The 17,651-nt window shown below is 70.3% G+C and carries 14 protein-coding genes; 2 read left to right on the forward strand and 12 right to left on the reverse strand.

The features are described from left to right. Window positions 1–42: 42 nt before the first annotated feature. The 10 genes from POL67_RS38745 to POL67_RS38790 form a co-directional block, all read right to left on the reverse strand. Window positions 43–1,287, reverse strand: a complete 1,245-nt coding sequence (locus POL67_RS38745; RefSeq protein WP_271925744.1) for a guanine deaminase — start codon at window positions 1,285–1,287, stop codon at window positions 43–45. Window positions 1,288–1,332: 45 nt separating this feature from the next. Then, the gene (locus tag POL67_RS38750; protein ID WP_271925745.1) at window positions 1,333–1,923 is read right to left on the reverse strand and encodes a hypothetical protein; all 591 of its coding nucleotides are present in this window, start codon (window positions 1,921–1,923) and stop codon (window positions 1,333–1,335) included. Window positions 1,924–1,969: 46 nt separating this feature from the next. Next, window positions 1,970–3,073 carry an SUMF1/EgtB/PvdO family nonheme iron enzyme gene (locus tag POL67_RS38755; RefSeq protein WP_271925746.1) on the reverse strand — a complete coding sequence of 368 codons (1,104 nt, stop codon included), beginning with the start codon at window positions 3,071–3,073 and terminating at the stop codon, window positions 1,970–1,972. Window positions 3,074–3,092: 19 nt separating this feature from the next. Then, window positions 3,093–5,219, reverse strand: coding sequence for a sulfatase-like hydrolase/transferase (locus tag POL67_RS38760; RefSeq protein ID WP_271925748.1), 2,127 nt, complete (start codon window positions 5,217–5,219; stop codon window positions 3,093–3,095). 124 nt (window positions 5,220–5,343) lie between these two features. Further along, window positions 5,344–6,603: a hypothetical protein gene (locus POL67_RS38765; protein ID WP_271925750.1), complete on the reverse strand. Its 1,260-nt coding sequence runs from the start codon at window positions 6,601–6,603 to the stop codon at window positions 5,344–5,346. Window positions 6,604–6,663: 60 nt separating this feature from the next. After that, window positions 6,664–7,269, reverse strand: coding sequence for a hypothetical protein (locus tag POL67_RS38770; protein ID WP_271925751.1), 606 nt, complete (start codon window positions 7,267–7,269; stop codon window positions 6,664–6,666). Next, entirely contained in the window at window positions 7,266–8,249 is a 984-nt protein-coding gene (locus tag POL67_RS38775) for a hypothetical protein (RefSeq protein ID WP_271925752.1), read from the reverse strand. Before POL67_RS38775 ends, POL67_RS38770 begins: the two co-directional genes overlap by 4 nt. Window positions 8,250–8,432: 183 nt before the next feature. After that, window positions 8,433–9,968, reverse strand: a complete 1,536-nt coding sequence (locus POL67_RS38780; protein WP_271925754.1) for a serine/threonine protein kinase — start codon at window positions 9,966–9,968, stop codon at window positions 8,433–8,435. A 129-nt stretch (window positions 9,969–10,097) separates the two neighbouring features. Beyond that, window positions 10,098–12,629, reverse strand: coding sequence for a HEAT repeat domain-containing protein (locus POL67_RS38785; RefSeq protein WP_271925757.1), 2,532 nt, complete (start codon window positions 12,627–12,629; stop codon window positions 10,098–10,100). 45 nt (window positions 12,630–12,674) lie between these two features. Then, complete coding sequence (locus POL67_RS38790) at window positions 12,675–13,718, reverse strand: hypothetical protein (protein ID WP_271925759.1); 1,044 nt, start codon at window positions 13,716–13,718, stop codon at window positions 12,675–12,677. 74 nt (window positions 13,719–13,792) lie between these two features. On the opposite strand from POL67_RS38790, the gene POL67_RS38795 reads away from it, so the two are divergent. Further along, window positions 13,793–14,701 (forward strand): hypothetical protein, encoded by a 909-nt coding sequence (locus POL67_RS38795; RefSeq protein ID WP_271925760.1) that lies wholly within the window; start codon window positions 13,793–13,795, stop codon window positions 14,699–14,701. Here POL67_RS38795 and POL67_RS38800 read toward each other — a convergent pair. Then, window positions 14,698–15,612, reverse strand: coding sequence for an ROK family protein (locus POL67_RS38800; protein ID WP_271925761.1), 915 nt, complete (start codon window positions 15,610–15,612; stop codon window positions 14,698–14,700). The two genes, POL67_RS38795 and POL67_RS38800, sit on opposite strands and share 4 nt — an antisense overlap. 80 nt (window positions 15,613–15,692) lie before the next feature. Between POL67_RS38800 and POL67_RS38805 the strand changes: the two genes are divergently transcribed. After that, window positions 15,693–16,973 (forward strand): MFS transporter, encoded by a 1,281-nt coding sequence (locus POL67_RS38805; protein WP_271925762.1) that lies wholly within the window; start codon window positions 15,693–15,695, stop codon window positions 16,971–16,973. Here POL67_RS38805 and rpsD read toward each other — a convergent pair. Beyond that, window positions 16,955–17,566 carry a 30S ribosomal protein S4 gene (gene rpsD / locus POL67_RS38810; RefSeq protein ID WP_271925763.1) on the reverse strand — a complete coding sequence of 204 codons (612 nt, stop codon included), beginning with the start codon at window positions 17,564–17,566 and terminating at the stop codon, window positions 16,955–16,957. The two genes, POL67_RS38805 and rpsD, sit on opposite strands and share 19 nt — an antisense overlap. Between the last annotated feature and the right edge of the window lie 85 nt (window positions 17,567–17,651).

Genomic DNA, 17,651 nt, shown 5'->3' on the forward strand with positions numbered 1-17,651 from the left:
ACGAGCGGCGCGTTTTTCGCGCCACGACATTCCGCATCCTCGTCACCCACCCACGACGCGCTTCCCCCGCACGTACGTCTCGCGCACGGGCGTCGTATCGCTGCTGAACACGATCCGGGCGAGCACGTCGTTCGCCTCCTGCACGTAAGCCGGGAGCTCGATCACGCAGAAGTCAGCGTCCTTGCCCGCCTCCAGGCTGCCGGTCTCGCGCGCAATACCGAGCACCTCCGCGCCGCCGAGCGTGCCGAGACGGAAGAGGTCCTCGGGGGTGATCGGATCACCGAGGCACATCGCATTGTCGTACGTGGAGGACATCATGCGGCGCACGTCGAAGGTGCGGCCCGCGGCGACGTCGGTGCCGAGCGCGACGGGGATCGAGCGGGCGCGGGCGTCGGCGAGGCGCATGCGGCCGCTGCCGAGGAAAAAGTTAGAATCGGAGCAATGCGCGATGCGCGCGCCGCGTTCGCGGATCCGATCCCATTCGTCCGGCGACAAGTGAATGGCGTGCGCGAGGAGCGTGCGCTCGCCGAGGAGGCCCGTGCGGTCGTAGATGTCGAGGTAATCCTTGGCGAACGGGTGCACGGCGAGCGCCGCGCGGCACTCGTCCGGGTTCTCCGAGACGTGCGTCTGGACGAACAGGCCGTGATCCTGGGCGAGCCGGCCCGCGCCTTCGAGCAAGGCGCGCGAGCAGGTGGGCGCGAAGCGCGGGGTGATCACGAAGGAGAGGCGACCGCGATCATGGCCATGGTAGGCGCGGACGAGCTCGGCGCACGCGGCGAGCGCGTGATCCGCGTCGACGCGGAGAGGCTCGGGGCAATGCTGATCCATGAGGGTCAGGCCTGCGAAGGCGCGATGGCCGCTCCGCGCGAGGGCCTCGAAGAGGACACGCGTGGCCGTGGGGTTCGAGCTCGAATAAAGGACAGCGGTGGTGGTGCCTGCCGCCGCGAGCCGCTGCGTGAGCTCGGCGGCGACAGCCGAGGCGTGGCGCTCGTCGAGGAAGCGCGCTTCCTCGGGGAAGACGGTGCGTTCGAGCCACGGCAAGAGCGGGCCCGTGGCGCTGCCGATGACGCGGGTCTGCGGGTAATGCAGGTGCGCGTCGACGAACCCGGGCACGAGGAGCGACGGACGAACGTCGCGCACGAGGACGCCGTTCGGAGGTCCGGTCCAGGGCTCGACGGCCTCGATGCGGCCATCTTCGCCGAGCACGAGGATGCCGTCGTCGAGGTACCGGAGGCCCTCGCCGCCCGAACACGCGGTCATGATCCTGCCGCGAAATGCTCGCTTCATGCTCGCGCCCCTCTCGCGCCGCGTGGGGTGGAAAGCCGACAATCTTCAACGAATCGCAAGCTGGCTCCTCTGCGTCCAGCCCATGAGGACACCCTCGGCGCCGGTTTGCAAGACAAGGACCCACTCGCCCTGCTCCCGGACGACGAAGACCGAGTCCCCGACGTTGACCTCCCCCGTGGGATCGGCTTCTTCCGAGGCCGAGAGGCGCAAGGTCGCCTTGCGACGCACGATCGCAGGACGCATGCGCCCGCGAGGCGCGCCCTCGTCGGGCTCGGCCGTGTCCGCGCTCGAGCCCGACGCGCGAGGAGCGTCGCGGGAGGGGTCGAAGCGCGGGGCGAGGAGCGGGTCGCCGCCATGATCGTCGTCCTCGTCGTCCTCGGCGAGCCCGGCCCCGATCGGGTGCGGATCCGCGGGGCCTCGCAAGGGCGAGCGAAACGTGCCCGAAGGCCCGAACGGCGCGAGGCCCGCGGCGCGGAGGAGCGCCGGCGCCGCGGAGACGGTGACGAAGCAAGCGGTCGCGACGAGCAGGAGTGTGGTGAGCGTGTCGATCCAGCGCCCTGGACGCGGCGCGGGGCCTTGTCCTTCGGGAGCACGGCCTTCGGGCGAAGGAGGCGGGGGCGCAGAGGAGGTCGTCACGAGGTCGAGGATAAAGCAGCGCGGGCGGCGCGACAGGCCCCGCGGCTCACTTGAGCTCCCGCGGCAGGGGCGCGACGGCGGGATCCGCGTTGAAGCTCTTGGCTTCGAGGGTGGTCCCGACAGCGGCGCAGCAGCGGAAGCCCTGCTGGTAGAACGTGTGGTTCTCGTCGTGCGAGCGCGTGGAGGGCCGGCACCGCGTGCGCACCGGGCCCCAGTAGCCGCCCTTCAGGATGGAGGCGTGGGCCTCCCAGGTCCGGACGTTCCGGGTCCACTCGTCGACGTTGCCGGTCATGTCGTAGAGGCCGAACGGGCTCTTGCACCGCGGACGCGAGCCCGAGGGGACGCCCTGCCAGAGGCGGTCGAGCTCGTTCATGGCGGCGAGGCCGTCGCGGGGCTGCATGGCGCGCTCGTTGTAGGGGCGCCACTTGTTGTCGATGACGCACGCCTCGGTGTCGCGCACGTAGCCGTACGGATAGGGCTGCGCCTCTTCACCCTCGCAGGCGAACGTCCATTCGTTCTCGTCGCAGAGGCGCTTGCCCTGCTCGGCGCAGAGCTCGGTCGCCTCGTGGAAGTTCACCATGATGACCGGATAGTCGCCCTTCCGGTTCGGGTACTCGAAGCGATCCATGCAAAAATGCATGGGCTTCGTGGGCAGCTCCTTCGAGAGCGTGAGCCACTGGTCCCGGTCGAACTCGGCGCAGCGCTCGGGGTAGTCGCGGTTGATCCACTTCGTGCAGGTCTTCTTCTGCAGCTCCTCGACCGACTTGCCGTCGTAGGCGGCCGTCGCCGAGGGGTCGACCTTCATCGTGCCCTTCACCTCGACCATGCCGCCCGGACAGGCGCCGCGGTTCGCTTCGAGCATGTCTGTGGTCTCGGTCGGCTCGGCGGAAGGCGCGACGATCTGCCAGTGCTTGCCCCCGACGAGGCGCCACTCGTGCGTGGGCTTGCGCGGGACGATGCCGCGGATCGCGCCGAACGCGAGCGAGAGCGGCAGCTCCTGCTTGGCGGCGAACTTGACGACGCCCACGGCGGAAGCGACGACGCACGCGAGCACGCTCGCGCCCACGAGGGCATGAACCGTGCGTGATCCGCGCGGGGTCGGCTCCGGAGGGGGGGCGGCAGGCGGCGGGGACGAGGTTTCTGCGGGCATGACGATTCGACGCGCCTCGCTAGGGGGATGGTGCAATCTCGGAGGCGAGCTTCACGAGCTTGGCCACATCGTCCGGACGGTCGGCCGAGAGGTCTTTCGTCTCGCGCGGGTCGGCCCCGAGATCGAAGAGGAAGTTGCGGTTCTGTTTCTTGCGCTCGATCACAATGAGCTTCAGCGGCCAATCGATCAAGGCGACCCGCTTCGAGGCATACGCGAGCACAGGAGGACGACGCGGCGCATCCGCTTCGAGGCGCGCGTGGGGCAGGAGCGAGATGCCCGAAACGCCATCCAGCGGGGCATTGCCCAGGGCGAGCACCGTGGGAGCGACGTCGAGCATGCTGACCGCGCCTTCGGAATATCGACCAGGACGTCCTCCCGGCAAGGCGACGACGAGGGGCACGCGGATCATCTCTTCGTAGAGCTCGGAGCCGTGCCCCTTCTCGCCGTGCTCGTCGAAGCCCTCGCCGTGGGAGCCGTGGACGACCCACGCGACGCGCGAGGCGCGGCTCCACTTCGAGACGAACGCCGCGATCTGCCCGATCTGCTTGTCGACGAAGGCGATCTCGCCGTCGTAGAGGCCCGGTTGGCCCCGGCCGAAGCGCAGGCCCGCGTGTTCGAGGTACCGCTCGTGCGCGTCGAAGAGGTGGATCCAGAGGAAGATCGGCGCGTCCTTCTTGCCGAGGTCTTCGAGGACGGAGAGGGCCGCGCGCGTGGCGAGCGCGCCGGTGACGCTGCGCTCAGGGTGCTCTTCGCGATAGACGGGCTCGAACCGATCGAAGCCCTGCGCGAAGCCACGATCCTCGCTGAGCCACGTGAACGAGACGACCGCGGCCGTCGCGTACCCCGCCCGCTTCATGCGCTCGGCGACCGTGTCGATTTCATCGGCCAGCGTGGGCCACTCGCGGCGGTTGTGCGGGGTCTGCGAGAGGGGTTTTCCCGAGACGAGCGGCGCGAGCGCGCGCTGGGTGTCGCTGCCCGTGGCATACGCGTGCTCGAAGACGACGCCCTTCGCGGCGAGCTCTTCGAGGTGCGGCGTGGTCTTCTGGTCGTACCCGTACATGCTCGTATGATCGGCGCGCACGGTGTCGAGCGTGATGAGCAGGATGTCCGGGCGTGAAGGATCGAGGTTTTTTCCCGCCGCGGGCGCGGACGGTGCCGGCGCAGGCGCAAGCGCGGGCGATGCCGAGGACGGGGGCTGTGCGGAGGCGGGTGCCTTCGTCGGCGGCTCGGCGCGCGGCGTGTCGGCGCCGCTGCAGTCCTGATCGATGCCGTCGCCGGGCACGTCCTCGGCGCCGGGGTGGCGGCGCGGATCCCCTTCGTCGCAATCGCCGCCGCCGAAATGCGCGCCCATGCCGTCGCCGTCGCGATCGGTCCAGCGCTCGAGGGCCGAGAGCATCGTCGCCGCGAGGCCGCCGCCCGCCTGCACCGCGCGACCGAGCGGCGGGGACGATTCGAGGCGCGCCGAGGCCGCGATCATGACGACCGCCGCGAACGGGACGCCGAACGCGGAGGCGAGCTTGAGGAGTTTGTCGCTGAGCTCGATCGAGGCGACGAGCGCGGTCGCGAGGACGGCGATCGCGAGGTCGACGAGCGCCGCGCTCACGGACGCCGTGCCGGCGCCGCCCGACGCGCGGTAGAGCCAAGCCGCGACGACGAGGAGCGGCAGGACCGAAACGACGGCGCCGCCTGCCGCGACGTAGAGCGGGCGAACGCCGCGCGCGACGAGCCCCTGGCCGGCCTCGACCATGCGACGCGCGACGAGGGCGCAGGCGACGACGACGAACGCGCCGAGCACGCCGAACGTGGCGCCGCCGAGGCCACGATGGTGCGTGAGGGCCTTCAGCAGCCCCGCGAGGACCGCGAGCGCCGGGAGCGCGAGGCCGACCCATAACGCGATCCCGAGCGCCGCCGTGGGCCCGGCGCCCGCGCCGATCACGCCCCGCAGGCCGCGCCCCGCGGCGCGCAGGAGCACGATGGAGAGCGTGACGACGGGCAGGAGCGCCGCCGTTCCCACGAGCAAGCCATCGAGGAGCGTCCCGCCCGCGCCGCTCGTCCGGAGCGCGGTGGGCACGGCCGAGAAAGCCGCGACCGCGAGCGCGAGCACGCACGCCTCCCCGAGGCGCATCGTCCAGCCGGTTTTCGTCATGCGAGGCGGAGGTGGGTGCGGGTGGGGCCCATGACGCCGAGGGCGTAGCACCAGGCCACGGAGCCGAAAAGACGAAACCGGCGCGGCGCGGGAAGGCCGAGGTCCAGCGGGCGGCCGGAAAAACTCAAGGCCCCGCGGGGCACGAAAGACCACACACCGCGGCGACCTGCCCGACGCAGTTGTCGTCCCAGGTCGCGCAGCAGCAATACGGATCGTTCGCGCAGATCGCCCGGATGCACTGGATCTCGACCGCGCTCTCGTTGCAGCTCGTCGGGGTCAGCGCCTCGCCGGGCTGGCAGATGCTGTGGTTGCAGCCGGAGTTCTTGCAGCACGCGCCGGCGTTGCAGATGCCCGCGCAGCACTCCGTGGCCTTCGAGCAAGGGCTGCCCTCCTGCCTGCACTGCCCGCACTGGCCGTTGATGCACACGCCGCTGCAGCAGGTGTAGCTCTCGTAGCAGCCCTCGCCGTCGTTCGCGCACTGGCACGTGCCCTGGCAGTGCAGGGTGCAGCACTCGTCGTCGAAGCCGCAGTTCTGGCCGGTCTCGGTGCACGACGAGGGCTCCACGCAGCGCTCGAGGCCGGGCTTGCAGAAGAGGTCGCCGCAGCACGGATCGGGCCCCGTCGGGGAGCAAGGCGCCGAGAGCGGGAGGCAGCCCGCGTCACCGCAGATGCCGAGCGTCTCGTCGCAGCCGGCGGCGTTGCAGCACTCGCTGTCCCCGAGGCAAGGCGCGTCGTTCTGCGTGCACGCGGGCTGGGTGCACATGCCTTGGGTGCAGAGGCCCGAGCAACAATCGACGTCGGCCATGCAGCTGAACCCGTCGGGGAAACAGGTGTCCTCGCTGCACACGCCCGAGGCGAGGCACACACCGCTGCAACACTCGAAGCTCTCGGTGCAGGGCTCTCCGGACACGACGCACGGGGTGCCGCCGCAGGTCGGCGGATCGCCTTCGCACTTGCCGGTGCAGCAGTCGACGTCGGACTTGCAGGACGTGCCCGTCGTCTGGCAACAGCTCTGCCGGCTGCAGACGGCGAGGCCGCCCGAGAAGCCGCAGCACTGCTCGTTCGTCGTGCAGCTCTGCCGGGGGTCGCGGCAGATCGGGGGCATGTCGAGGCAACGGCGCGCGGACTTGCAATCCACGAGGCATTTGGGGAGCCCCTCGAGGAAGCTCTCCTTGCCCTCGGCGGTCGCCACCGCGAGCTGCGAGCTCACGTGGCCCTGGCACTTGGCGAAGCCCGCCTCGCCGTAACAACGCTCGAGCAGATCGCAGAGCACCACGGGCGCAGAGGCGTACCCGTCGAGGTCGAGGACGCCGAGGCAGCTCGCGGCGCCGAACGAGAAGAGCGCGGCGAAGAGCACGCCGAGCGCGCGGCGAGGCCGGATCATGGCGCTTCGAGAGGGCGAAGGTTCGCGGCGAGGCGATCCGGCATGCACGTGCGGGTCCCCCTAAGGTTTGTCGCTGAAGCACGCGTCGAGCGATGGCTTGCAGCTCTTTTCGAGGCAGGAGTGGCACGTGTCCTGCGGATCGGCCGTGAGCAGCTCGATGTTCTGGCAGAACCCGGTGCAGTCGTCGGTGCACACGGAGCACGCGCAGTCGCGCAGCTCCTTGAGGCGCCCCCGGCCAAGCGCGCACTCGTACGTCATGCCGTCGCCCTGCGCGGTGGCGAGCTCGAAGCACGTGCGGCACGTCTGGCAGGTGTCCGAGCTCGAGCAGGCGAGCACCGAATTGTTCCACGGGCAGCACTCGCACCCGGGCTTCTCGCCCTTGCAGCCGGGGATCGCGGCGTAGCACTCGGCGGCGTGCTCGCAGATCGTTCCGCACTGCTTCTTTTCGAAGGTGTCGAGGAACGCCGTGCGCTCCACCTCCGAAGCGGCCGAGATGCGCGCCTGCGCGCGCGTCGCGCACGACGCGACTTGCTCGAAGCCGGGGCACGTGCAGAGCGAGCCCGCGGCGTCCTGGTAGCCCTCCAGATCGAGGATGGTCGCGCACCCGCCGGCGAGGCCAAACACGACGAGGATCGCACCGATCCTCGCGCCGAGGGGTCGCTTCACAACGCGCCCCCCACGACGAGGCCGCCGCCGTTCGGCCCGGCCCACGGGGCCACCCACATCGGGCGCGGGACGACGACGCCCGTCGCGGGGCGCGGCGACGGAGCCGCCGGGGGCGCCGTGATGAGGAGCGTGATGCCGACGGCCGCAGCGACGATGCCGCCGAGGCCGATCCACTGTCCGGCCTCGGCGAACGTCTGCGCCGAGGAGATCGCGGCGAGCCCGTCGGGCGTGCAGAACTTGTTCACGCAGGCCGACCTGTCGCTCGCGGCGCCACGCTTGGCGAGCGCCACGCCTTCGAGCGCGCCGGCGGCGATGAGCGCCGCGGCGCCGAAGCCGCCGACGACGAGCCCCGCGACGCGCTGCTTGCTCGACCCCGGCGGCGGAGGAGGCGGCGGCTCGACGACCTTCACCTTGCGCGGGTTCGCCTTGTCGAGCGCCTCGATGTCGAGCGTGAGCTCGGTGCGGGCGCCTTCCTGGGTGATGCGCACGCGCTCTTCCTTGAGCTTCATGCCGTCGTCACGCAGGACGAGCAGGTCGTGCTCGGCCGGATCCGCGGGCAGCTCCACGCCGAAGACCGCGGGCGCGAGCTTCACCTGGTCCCACAGGATGTCCACGCCCGGGACCTCGTTCTGCACGTTGATGACGACCTTCGGCAGCTTCGGGAAGAGCGCGTCGCGGCGGCTCCGGGCGAAGTCGGCGCGTTTGTCCCCGTCGCGCAGCGCCTTCTCCATGGCCTCGCCCCACGTCGACCACGCCGTCGCGGTGCGGCCGAACTTCTCGTAACAGTCGGCGAGGTTGAGCAGCGTGCCGAGCGTCGGATCGAGCTTGTAGCTTGCGTCGAACTTGGGGCACGCCTCCGCGAAGTTCTTCTCGCTCATGAGCTTCTTCGCGGCCTGGAACAGGGCGTCCGCGGCGGCCGGATCGTTCGCCTGCGCGACGGTCGAAACGAGCACAAGCCCGAGGCCGAGGGCTGCGGCCAAGCCCCCGCGCAGCGCGGCACCGCGCGCTCGTGACGCGCGTGGCGTTGTCCGACCAGGCAGTGGGCCCTGCATGCGAGAGTGTTCCATCCGAGAAGACCGCCCCCGAGGGAGCAGGATCGTTCGCACTTCAGCGTACCCTATACCCCAGCTCCCCGGGGAAGCCGAAGAAACGGTAGGCGCGCCTCAGTGCCGCCCCGAGAGCGGATCGAACGGCTTGTTGTTGCGCGGACCCACGGTTCCCTTGAACGGGTAGGTCGTCGTCGCGGTAGGGTGGGGAAATGGCGGTCTCGTGGTCGCCGTGGGCGCAGCGTCCCCCACCCCCGCGTCCGCGATCTGCGTGTGCGCCGACGTGGACGAGGGCGACGGCGTCGGGTTCATGACAGTGTGCTGCGTGTCGTTGATCGGCACGACCGTGACCAGCAGCGGAGGCGCGGTCGACTTCCCGTCGGGCGAGGCGGGCCGCATGCTCGGGTCGTCCGCGCTCATCATCGGAGGACGCAGGAACCAGAGCACCGCGCCTCCAAACGACGCGCCCACGAGGAGCGCGACGGCCGCGGCGCGAAGAACCCTGGTTTTCCGCGACGGCGCGGTGCCGAGCTTCATGCCCGTGAGCGTGAGCGGCCCCGCGGAGCTCTTCCGCTGCGTCTCCTGCGGCGTGAGCATGGGCGGCGCGGGATCGGTGGGCGGAGGATCGCCGAGCAGGGTGAGCTGCGAAGCGCTGAGCGTCGAGGCTGCTGCCGTGGACGCGGGCGGGGTGAGGAGCTTCGAGTCGATGATGAAGCGCCCGGTGATCCGATCCGGCCCGCTTCCCGGGCCCGGGAACGTCTCGATCACGCCGAGCGACTTCGCGAGCGCGGTGACCGCCTCGCCGGCCGAGGCGTAACGTTTCTTCACGTCGCGCGCGCAGCACACGGCGAACCAGTCGTCGTAGTCGTGGCCGAAGGGCGCGCCGTGCTCGCTCGGCACGGGCATCGGCTCGTACGCGATCTGCGCGATCAAGTGGGTGATCGTCTCGGCCGTCCAGATGTCGCGGGCCGTGAGGAGGCGGTGCGCGATGAGCCCGAGAGCCCACACATCCGTTTGACCACAAATCTTCGACGACTCGCCTTTCGCTTGCTCGGGCGACATGAAGAGCGGCGTGCCGAAGATCTGGCCCGTCGTGGTCGCGGCCGCGCGGACGAGCTCGCGCGAGGCCTCGCCCGTGAGTTTGGCGATGCCGAAGTCGAGGATCTTGATGCAGGGCGTGCCGTCCTCGCGCGTCGTGAGAAACAGGTTCTCGGGCTTGAGATCGCGGTGGACGATGCCGAGGGCGTGGGCTTTGTCGAGCGCGCGGGCCGCCTGCCGGAGGTAGAGGACCACGTCGGTCGGCGGGATCGGACCCACGCGCTCGATGCGCTGATCGAGGTCCTCGCCGCGCAGGTACTCCATCACGAGGAAGGGCGCGCCGTTCAGGTTCGCCGCGATGTCCGCGTCGGTCACGCGAACCACGTGATCGCTGTTGATCCGCGCCGGCGTACGCGCCTCGCGGCGGAAGCGCTCGAGCGCCACGGCGTCCGAGATCACGGCCGAGTGCAGGATCTTGAGGGCGAGCTGTTCGTCCGTGTGGACGTGCTCAACGAGAAACACCGAGCCCATGCCGCCGCGCCCGAGCTGGCGCACGACGCGGTACCGATCGGCGATCACGGTGCCGGGCTTGATGTTCTCGGCGGGGTTACTCACTTGGGCCTTGGTTCCTCCGCTCCCTGCCTCCTCTGAAATTACACGGATCGAAGGGCCACCGCTACCGCGCGGTGCGTGCCCTGCGGAGGAGCCTCCGTCCCGGGCTTAGGACACCCGAAAAAGCAGCGATCACTTGCACTTGGACGTCGCTTCGAGGGCCGCCCGCGCGAGCTCCCGCACGTTGCGCGGGACCTTCGGATCGAGGAGCGGCGCGAGCCTGGCGCGGAGATCCTGCGGTTTTATGTCCCCGAGCGCCGCGATCGCCGCCGCGCCGAGGGTGCGCTCCCTTTCGCTCATGGCGAACGGCGTGCTCCGCGCGAGCTTCGTCCACGTGTCCACCTCGGAACGATCACACATCGCCGCGAGCGCCAGCATCGCCCGCGCGCGCACGTCGACAAACTCCTCGTCGTTCGCGGCAAGCTCACGGATCGGGCCGAGGTAAGCCATCGCCTGATGTGCGCCGAGGCCATCGAGCGCGCGGCCACGGACCTCCGGCGAGGCGTCACGGAGCGCCGCCGCGAGCGCCGCGTCCCCGGCCTTCGTGCTCGGCATTTCGCCAAGACTGCGTGCCGCGTTCGTCCGTACGAACGTGAACGGATCCTGCGCGAGGCGCTTGCCGAGCGTGGTCACGAGCGCCGCGGGCGGAGCCTCGTCCGATCGTCCACGCGCGCCGAGCGAAAGGACCGCGGCGTCGCGCACGCGCACCTCCGGATCCTCGGACGCTTCGAGCAGCAAAGGCAAGAGCTGCGGCGCGCGGAACGCGACCTCGGCGGCGCGCGTGCGCACGTGCCGATCGGGATCCTTGCGCAGCGCCGCCACGAGGAACCCCTCGGCGCCCTTGTCCCCGGCGCGCGCGAGATCGGCCGCGGGGCCGAGCAGCAGGTAACGCGTGCGGAACGACGCACCATCCGTCGCCAGCGAAGCAAACACTTCCCGCGCGCCCGGCACGAGGCCGATGCGCGCCCCGAGCGCGCGAAGCAGATCGATCCGCACGACCTCGCTACGCCCCGCGAACCGCTCCTTTTCGAGCTCCACGCCGAGCGCCGCGAGCGCCCGCTCACTCTTGGCCGCGTGCGCGAGCGAGCCGCGAAATTCGCGGCGAAGCGCGTCATCCGGAGTGGCGAGCGCATCCACGAGGAGAGGGATCGCCTCGGCCGGCGCGATGAGCGAGAGCTCGGACGCGGCCTCGATCCGGACCTTGCCTTCGCCCTTCTCCACGAGCTCCGCGAGCGATGCGGCCGACGCGCGCCCGCAGCGGCGCAGGCGATCGCGCGCGTGCACGAGCGCCTGCTCCTCGGGGGCGTGCTTCGGGCGCTTCTTTTCGAGCTCGGCTTGCATCACGCGTGTCCAGAACGGCGCCTGGTCGGCGCACGGGGCCGCGTCGATCACGCCCTCGGCGAGCTGCTTGCCGGCGTCGTCGAGCTTGTCGTAGCCCTGGATCGTCGCCTTCACCGCGGCGTTGCCGCCCCGCGCAAGCAACGCCGCCGCGCCCTTCGACCGCTCGCTCCCGCCCGCGAGCGCGCCCACGAGCGCCTCGGGTGAGCTCTCGTCGAACGCGGTGCGCGCCGTGATCTCGGCAATCGTCACGCGCGCGTCCGCCGCGCTCGCCGGCGCGTACGCCGCGTCGAGCACGAGCGACAAGCACGTGGCCGTGATCGGCTCGGGAAGCTTCACCTCGTACCGCACGCCCGCCTTCTTGAACGCGTCCTCCGGGAAGCTCACCTCGTAGAGTTTTTCCGGCGTGGCGAGGTAAATCGTCTTCGGCGCGGCGCCTCCGGGCACCTCGGCCTTGGGCGGGCGCACGACGATGTCGAGCGACGTGATCGGCACCTCGCTCGCCGACGAGAACGTCACGAACTCCCCTCGCCCCGGCCCTGTTTTCGCCTCGGACCACGTCGTCTCCAGATCCCCGTCCGTGAGCGTCGCGAACGATTTTCCCACGGCGCTCGACGCCGTGCGCGCCACGAGGAGCGGCACGAGCGGCCGTGGTTTGTCCCCGGACGCGGAGGTCGCCGCGAGCTTCACCGCCTCGGCGCGCTCCTTGCCGGAGAGGTTCTGCACGCTCGCGCCGCGCTTCAGCGTCATCGTCTGCGGATCGACCTCACGCGCCGAGACGAGCGCGGGCCGGCCGCACACCGTGACGTCATCGCGCTCTTCGCCCACCACGATCCGGACGCCTTTCTCCAGCGGCTCCTCGACGAGCACGGACACACGCTCCTCGCCGTGCTCGCCCTTCGCGAGGCCCGTGAAGCCGGTCCACAACGTGATCGGCGCGTCGCCTGTGCCGGCAAGCGGCGCGGCGAGCAGCGCCACGAAGCTCGCGCCGCCGGAGCCTCCGCCGGCGACGACACGCACGATCTGCCGCCCGCCCGCGAGCGTCCTCGTTTCGACCTTCGCGCCCTTCGCGATGAGATCGAGGGCCCCGCCGGGAAGCTCGATCGTCGCGCCCGACGCCGCGTCGCAGTCGGCCTCTTTCGCGCAAACGCGCGCGACGATGCCCGCCTTCGACGCGCGCACGGCGAGCGCTTGCTGACCGGCCACAGCCGGGGCGACGATCGAATCCTTGGAGGTGCTCGGTTCGGGCGCAGCTTCGGACGTCGCGAGGACGAGCGTGCCTGTGGCGAGCGTGACGAGGGCGGGGAGCGCTGTGCGGAGCCGCATGCCCGCATCCTTGCCGCGGTGGGGCCAGCGCTGCAACGGCCGTGGTTATTTCGGGACTTCGCTCGACGGGATCCAGAAGCCGCCGTCGTCGGGCGGGACAATCCCGAGGTGCTTCGGCAGGATGTTCGTCCAGCCTGCGACGGTCTCGAGCACGTAGATATCGGTATCCGCCTCGATCACGCCGATCGGCTTCGCCTTGTCGTCGCGCTTGGCGCGGATCGGGATCTCCTTGGCGGCGCGCACGAGGGGCGGGGGCTTGTCGAACGTGAGCTGCGCGCCGGCGATCTGCGTCGTGGGCGGGATGTACTGATCCTGCATCTCGCCCTTCTTCAGCGGGTCGAGGTCACGCAGGCGCGCCCACGCGTCGATGGTCAGATCGCTGCGCGACATCACGTGCACGAAGCCAAGCTTCATCTCCGTGCTCCAGAAGAGCTGCCCGGCGCCCTCCATCATGTCGAGCGAGAGAACGATGTCGCCGTTCGGCTTGTCGAAGAGCTCGATCTTCTGCTTCTTCGTCATGTACCCGCGGCCATTGCCGGGGACCTCGAACGGCTGCACGGTGCCCTTCGCGAGCGCGAACGCGTCGCAAGACGCCGTCGCTCGCACGGTCTGGTTCAGCGTGCCGCCGATCGGGATCTCCACGGTGAGCGAGTTGTGGCTGGCCTTGACGAGCTTCACCTTCTGCGCGCTCGCGATCCAGACGTGCCCGCCGTAGACGGAGATGTCGCGCGTCGTGAAGAGCGAGATGTCCGCGGGCGCGACGTACCCTTCGAGCCGCATCGCGCCGCTGCCTGCGGAGGTCGCGAGCCGCGCTCGACCGGCCGCGGGGTCGAACGGGATCTCGCTGAGCGTCATCGGGATGTACGCGCCGGTCAGGGTGGCGATGAGGTTGCCGCCGCTCGACGCGTCGAAGAGCTTGGTGTTCTTGGAGGGAGGGTAGGTGCCTTTGATCGAGCAGGTGGGCGCTGTGACCGTGGGCTCCGCCGCGGCCGATGCCTCGTCCGCGTGGGCCACGGGCGCGCCGCCGGCCCCGGCGAACAGCCAGAGACCGACGAGAGCCCCACCCCATGCTAAGAATCCACGCTTCATGTCCGTCTCCCCAGTGCGAGTTTCATCCGAGTCGGATGCAGGGAAATGACACGAAGGACGCAACCGAGCGAAGGATGATGCAACCCGTCGAGCTTTCGTTTGCTTCCCCACGGAAGCTGCCCAAACCCAAGGATCTCTGCGGAAATGTGGTGGTCCTGGACATCGCCTTCGCCTCGGAGGCGGGGGGCAAGAGCTTCGAGACGGTGACGTTGCCTTTCATCGAAGCGCTCGGATCGCGGCTCCGCGCGTGGGTCGATCACCACGACAGCCTGCATCACGCGCGGTACGCCGAGGACGCTCGATTCGTGCTTTCCACGAAGGCGGAGCACGGCGCCTGCCCGGAGATGATCACGCCCGCGATCGTGGCGCGCGCCGGGCGCATCGACACGCTCGTCTGCCACGTGGATTTCGACGGCCTGGCGAGCGGGGCCAAGTGGCTGCGTGGCGGCGAGGAGCCGTATCCGGGCTGCGACGCGGACGCGCGGGCGATCGACACGCGCATCGGCACGCCAGGCCCGATCGCGCAGCGCATCGATCGGGCGCTCCGTGCGCGGCCGCGGGATCATGCGCTCTTCGGGCTCATCGTGCGGCACCTCGCGACGGGCCTCACGGACGCGTCACTCTGGCAGCCGATCGACGCCGCCGGCGCAGAGCTCGCGCCACTCGAAGCCGAGTCGCGCAGGCTCGCGAAGTCGTTCGCGCGCGTCGAGCCCGGGATCGTGATCGTCGACGCGACGACACGGAGAGGCCCGTACGACAAGACGTTGCTCCTCCTCGTCGGTCAGGAGCGGGCGACCGTGTCGGCCGTGATCGACGGGGACAATGTGACGTTCGCAGCCGCGTTCGACAGCGGGATCAACTTCCTGGAGAAGTTCGGGATCTCCGGCGGCATGCCGACGGTCGTGTCGATCCACCGATCAAAGCTCACCTCGGCACTCGAAGCGCTCGGCGTGAAGCCGACGGAAGCGTCGCGCTTCGCCTAGATCGCCAACAAGGCCGCGCCGATCACGCCCGCGCTGTCGCCGAGTTTGTTCTTCAGGATCGGCGTGCGGAGCTCGTCGTTGAACACGAGCGCGGCCACGCGCTCACGGCCCTCGTCGTAGAGAACGTTCAGGTTCGAAAGACCGCCGCCGAGCACGATCGCGCTCGGATCGACGATGTCGATCACGTTCGCAAGGCCGCGGGCAAACGCTTCGAGAAACCCTTCGATCGCGGCCGCGGCGTAAGGATCCTCGGCGCGACACGCGGCGATCTCGGAGGCCGAGAGCGAGCGGCCCGCGCGGCGCGTGTAGTCCGCCTCGACGGCGGGCCCGCTCGCGAAGAGCTCGAGGCAGCCGCGATGCCCGCAGTAACAGACAGGCCCGCGGTCGGGGAACACGGCGTGGTGGCCCCACTCGCCGGCGATGCCATGTTCGCCCGGCCAAACCTCCCCGCGGAGGACGAGCGCGCCCCCCACGCCGGTCCCGAGGATCACGCCGAAGACGACGCCGCCCACGTGCGCGGAGGCCGCGCCGAGCCGCGCCTCGGCGAGCGCGAAGCAGTTCGCGTCGTTGTCGAAGACAATCGATCGATCCAGGAGGCGCTCGAGATCCGCGCGGAAAGGACGGCCGTTGAGGCAGGTCGTGTTCGAGTTCTTCACGAGGCCCGCGCCCGTCACGCCACCCGGCATGCCCACGCCGAGGGGGATCGTCTTCGCGTCGAGGTTCGCTTCCGCAGCGACGTCGCGCACGAGCGCCGCGACAGCGTCGAGGATGCCCTCGTAGCCACACTCGCGCGGCGTCCAGACACGTCGGCGGAGGTCCACCGCCGGCGCGTCTGTCTCCGCCTCCCGGAGCACGACGGCCTCGATCTTCGTGCCGCCCAGATCCACCCCGATCGCGATCGGCTGGCGCATGCCGGGGGTGTACCCGCGGGGCCTCGCCGCGTCCATGACGCGCCCGAGAAGACCCGATCCATGCGAGCATCCCGCCGCCCGTGACGAACGCGCCCAGCCCGCTCGCCTCCCCTGCCCTCTCACGGCCCCACGCCTGGGCCCTCGCGCTCACCGCGACCTTGACGATGGCCGTCAGCTACGTCGATCGCCAGGCCCTCGCCGCGCTCGCGCCGACCGTCTCGAAGGTCTTCGACCTCTCGGACACGCAGTACGGCTGGCTCGTCTCGGCCTTCTCGGTCGCCTACCTCGCGGGCGCTCCGTTCGCAGGCTGGCTCGTCGATCACCTCGGCGCGCGTCGAGGCTTGCTCGGCGCCGTGGTCGCGTGGTCGTTCGTCGCCGCCGCACACGCGCTCGCGCCGAGCTTCACGGGCCTGCTCGTGTTGCGCATCGCGCTCGGCCTCACCGAATCCCCTTCGTTCCCCGGCGCGGCGCAGACGATCCAGCGCGTGCTCCCGCCGGCCGATCGCGCCCGCGGCTTCGGGTTCCTGTTCACGGGCAGCTCCCTCGGCGCCATCGTCGCGCCGCAGCTCGCGCCGTTCCTGGAGAAGACCTGGGGCCTTCGGATCGCGTTCCTCGGCACGGCGATCGTGGGGCTCGCGTGGGTGCCGCTCTGGCTCCTCCTCGCGTGGCGGAGCCCGGCGCGCGAGGTGCTCGACGCGACGCCCACGGCCTCCGGAAAGCGCCCGAGCGCGCGGTTGGTCCTGACGCACCCGACGGTGCTGCGCGCCACGCTCGCGATCCTGGCATCGGCGCCCGCGATCGGGTTCCTGCTCAATTGGGGCTCCAAGTATCTCGTGGCGTCGCACCACATCGCGCAGGCAAACGTGGGTCCTTACCTCGTGATCCCGCTCGTGCTCTTCGACGCCGGGTCGATCCTCTTCGGTCACTTCGCCAGCGTGCGCGCCCAATCCCGCGTGGATGGCGCGCCCGATCGTGTCCTCTTCGCCATCGCGACGCTCTTCGCGCTCGTGACGGCGGCGACGCCGTTTGGGCGCACGCCCGTCGAGTCGATGGTGCTCGGCGGCCTCGGCCTCGCCGGCGGCGGCGGGATCTTCGCGCTGCTCACGGCGGACATGCTCTCGCGTGTCTCGCCCTCGGTCGCCTCGGCGGCGAGCGGCGTCGCGGCGGCCGCGCAGTCGATCGCGTACATCGTCGCGGCCCCGATCGTGGGCAAGCTGATCGACACGTCGGGCAGCTATACGCTGCCCTTTCTCGTGGTGGGTGCGTGGATCCTCCCGGGCTGCGTCGCGTGGCTCGCGTGGTCGCCGCCCGGGGTGGAGGGCTCGGATCGGACCGAGGACGCTCAGAGACGGAGCGAATAGAACTCGACGACCCGCTGCACGTCGACCGGGAACAACGCCGACGTGGAATCCGGCATCGCCGCGATCTTGGCGCTGAACGTGGCCTTGTCGACGTTCAACCACGACGCATGCAGGATCGTCTCGTCCGCGATCGCGGCGAGCACGTGCGGGTTTTTCCAGACCTTGGGGACGAGCGAGATCGTCTGCCCCTGGCTGACCCGGAACGAGGCGACGTCGACGCGTTGCCCGTTGACGTGCACGAAGCCATGGCAAACGAGCTGCCGCGCGGCGGGAATCGTGCGCGCGAAGCCCGCGCGGAACACGACGTTGTCGAGGCGTCGCTCGAGCAACTCGATGAGTTTCTCGCCGGGCGCGGCCTTGCTTCGCCCAGCTTCGACCATGAGGCGCCGGAGCTGGACCTCGCTGACGCCGTAGCCAAATCGGAGCTTTTGCTTCTCGATCAGGCGGACCTTGTACTCGGAGAGCTTGTGCCGCGCCTGCCCGTGCTGGCCGGGCGGGTACGGACGTCGTTCGATCTTCTTGCGCGAAAATCCCGGCAGATCGCAGCCCAGGGCGCGCATCACGCGAACGCGGGGACCTGTGTAACGACTCATGGGGACGGAACCTACTGCGAGGGCCTGAAAACGACAATGAAAATCGTTTTCATTAACAAGCGCACCGGCGGAGTGCGTCACGCCA

Origin of the sequence: Polyangium mundeleinium, assembly GCF_028369105.1 — a bacterium.
GTDB lineage: Bacteria > Myxococcota_A > Polyangia > Polyangiales > Polyangiaceae > Polyangium > Polyangium mundeleinium.

Bases quoted from the DNA above. Each gene is read 5' to 3' on its own strand.
- POL67_RS38785 (WP_271925757.1), bottom strand. From the start codon at position 12,629: ATGCGGCTCCGCACAGCGCTCCCCGCCCTCGTCACGCTCGCCACAGGC.
- rpsD (WP_271925763.1), bottom strand. From the start codon at position 17,566: ATGAGTCGTTACACAGGTCCCCGCGTTCGCGTGATGCGCGCCCTGGGC.
- POL67_RS38765 (WP_271925750.1), bottom strand. From the start codon at position 6,603: ATGATCCGGCCTCGCCGCGCGCTCGGCGTGCTCTTCGCCGCGCTCTTC.
- POL67_RS38755 (WP_271925746.1), bottom strand. From the start codon at position 3,073: ATGCCCGCAGAAACCTCGTCCCCGCCGCCTGCCGCCCCCCCTCCGGAG.
- POL67_RS38795 (WP_271925760.1), top strand. From the start codon at position 13,793: ATGATGCAACCCGTCGAGCTTTCGTTTGCTTCCCCACGGAAGCTGCCC.
- POL67_RS38745 (WP_271925744.1), bottom strand. From the start codon at position 1,287: ATGAAGCGAGCATTTCGCGGCAGGATCATGACCGCGTGTTCGGGCGGC.
- POL67_RS38760 (WP_271925748.1), bottom strand. From the start codon at position 5,219: ATGACGAAAACCGGCTGGACGATGCGCCTCGGGGAGGCGTGCGTGCTC.
- POL67_RS38800 (WP_271925761.1), bottom strand. From the start codon at position 15,612: ATGCGCCAGCCGATCGCGATCGGGGTGGATCTGGGCGGCACGAAGATC.
- POL67_RS38790 (WP_271925759.1), bottom strand. From the start codon at position 13,718: ATGAAGCGTGGATTCTTAGCATGGGGTGGGGCTCTCGTCGGTCTCTGG.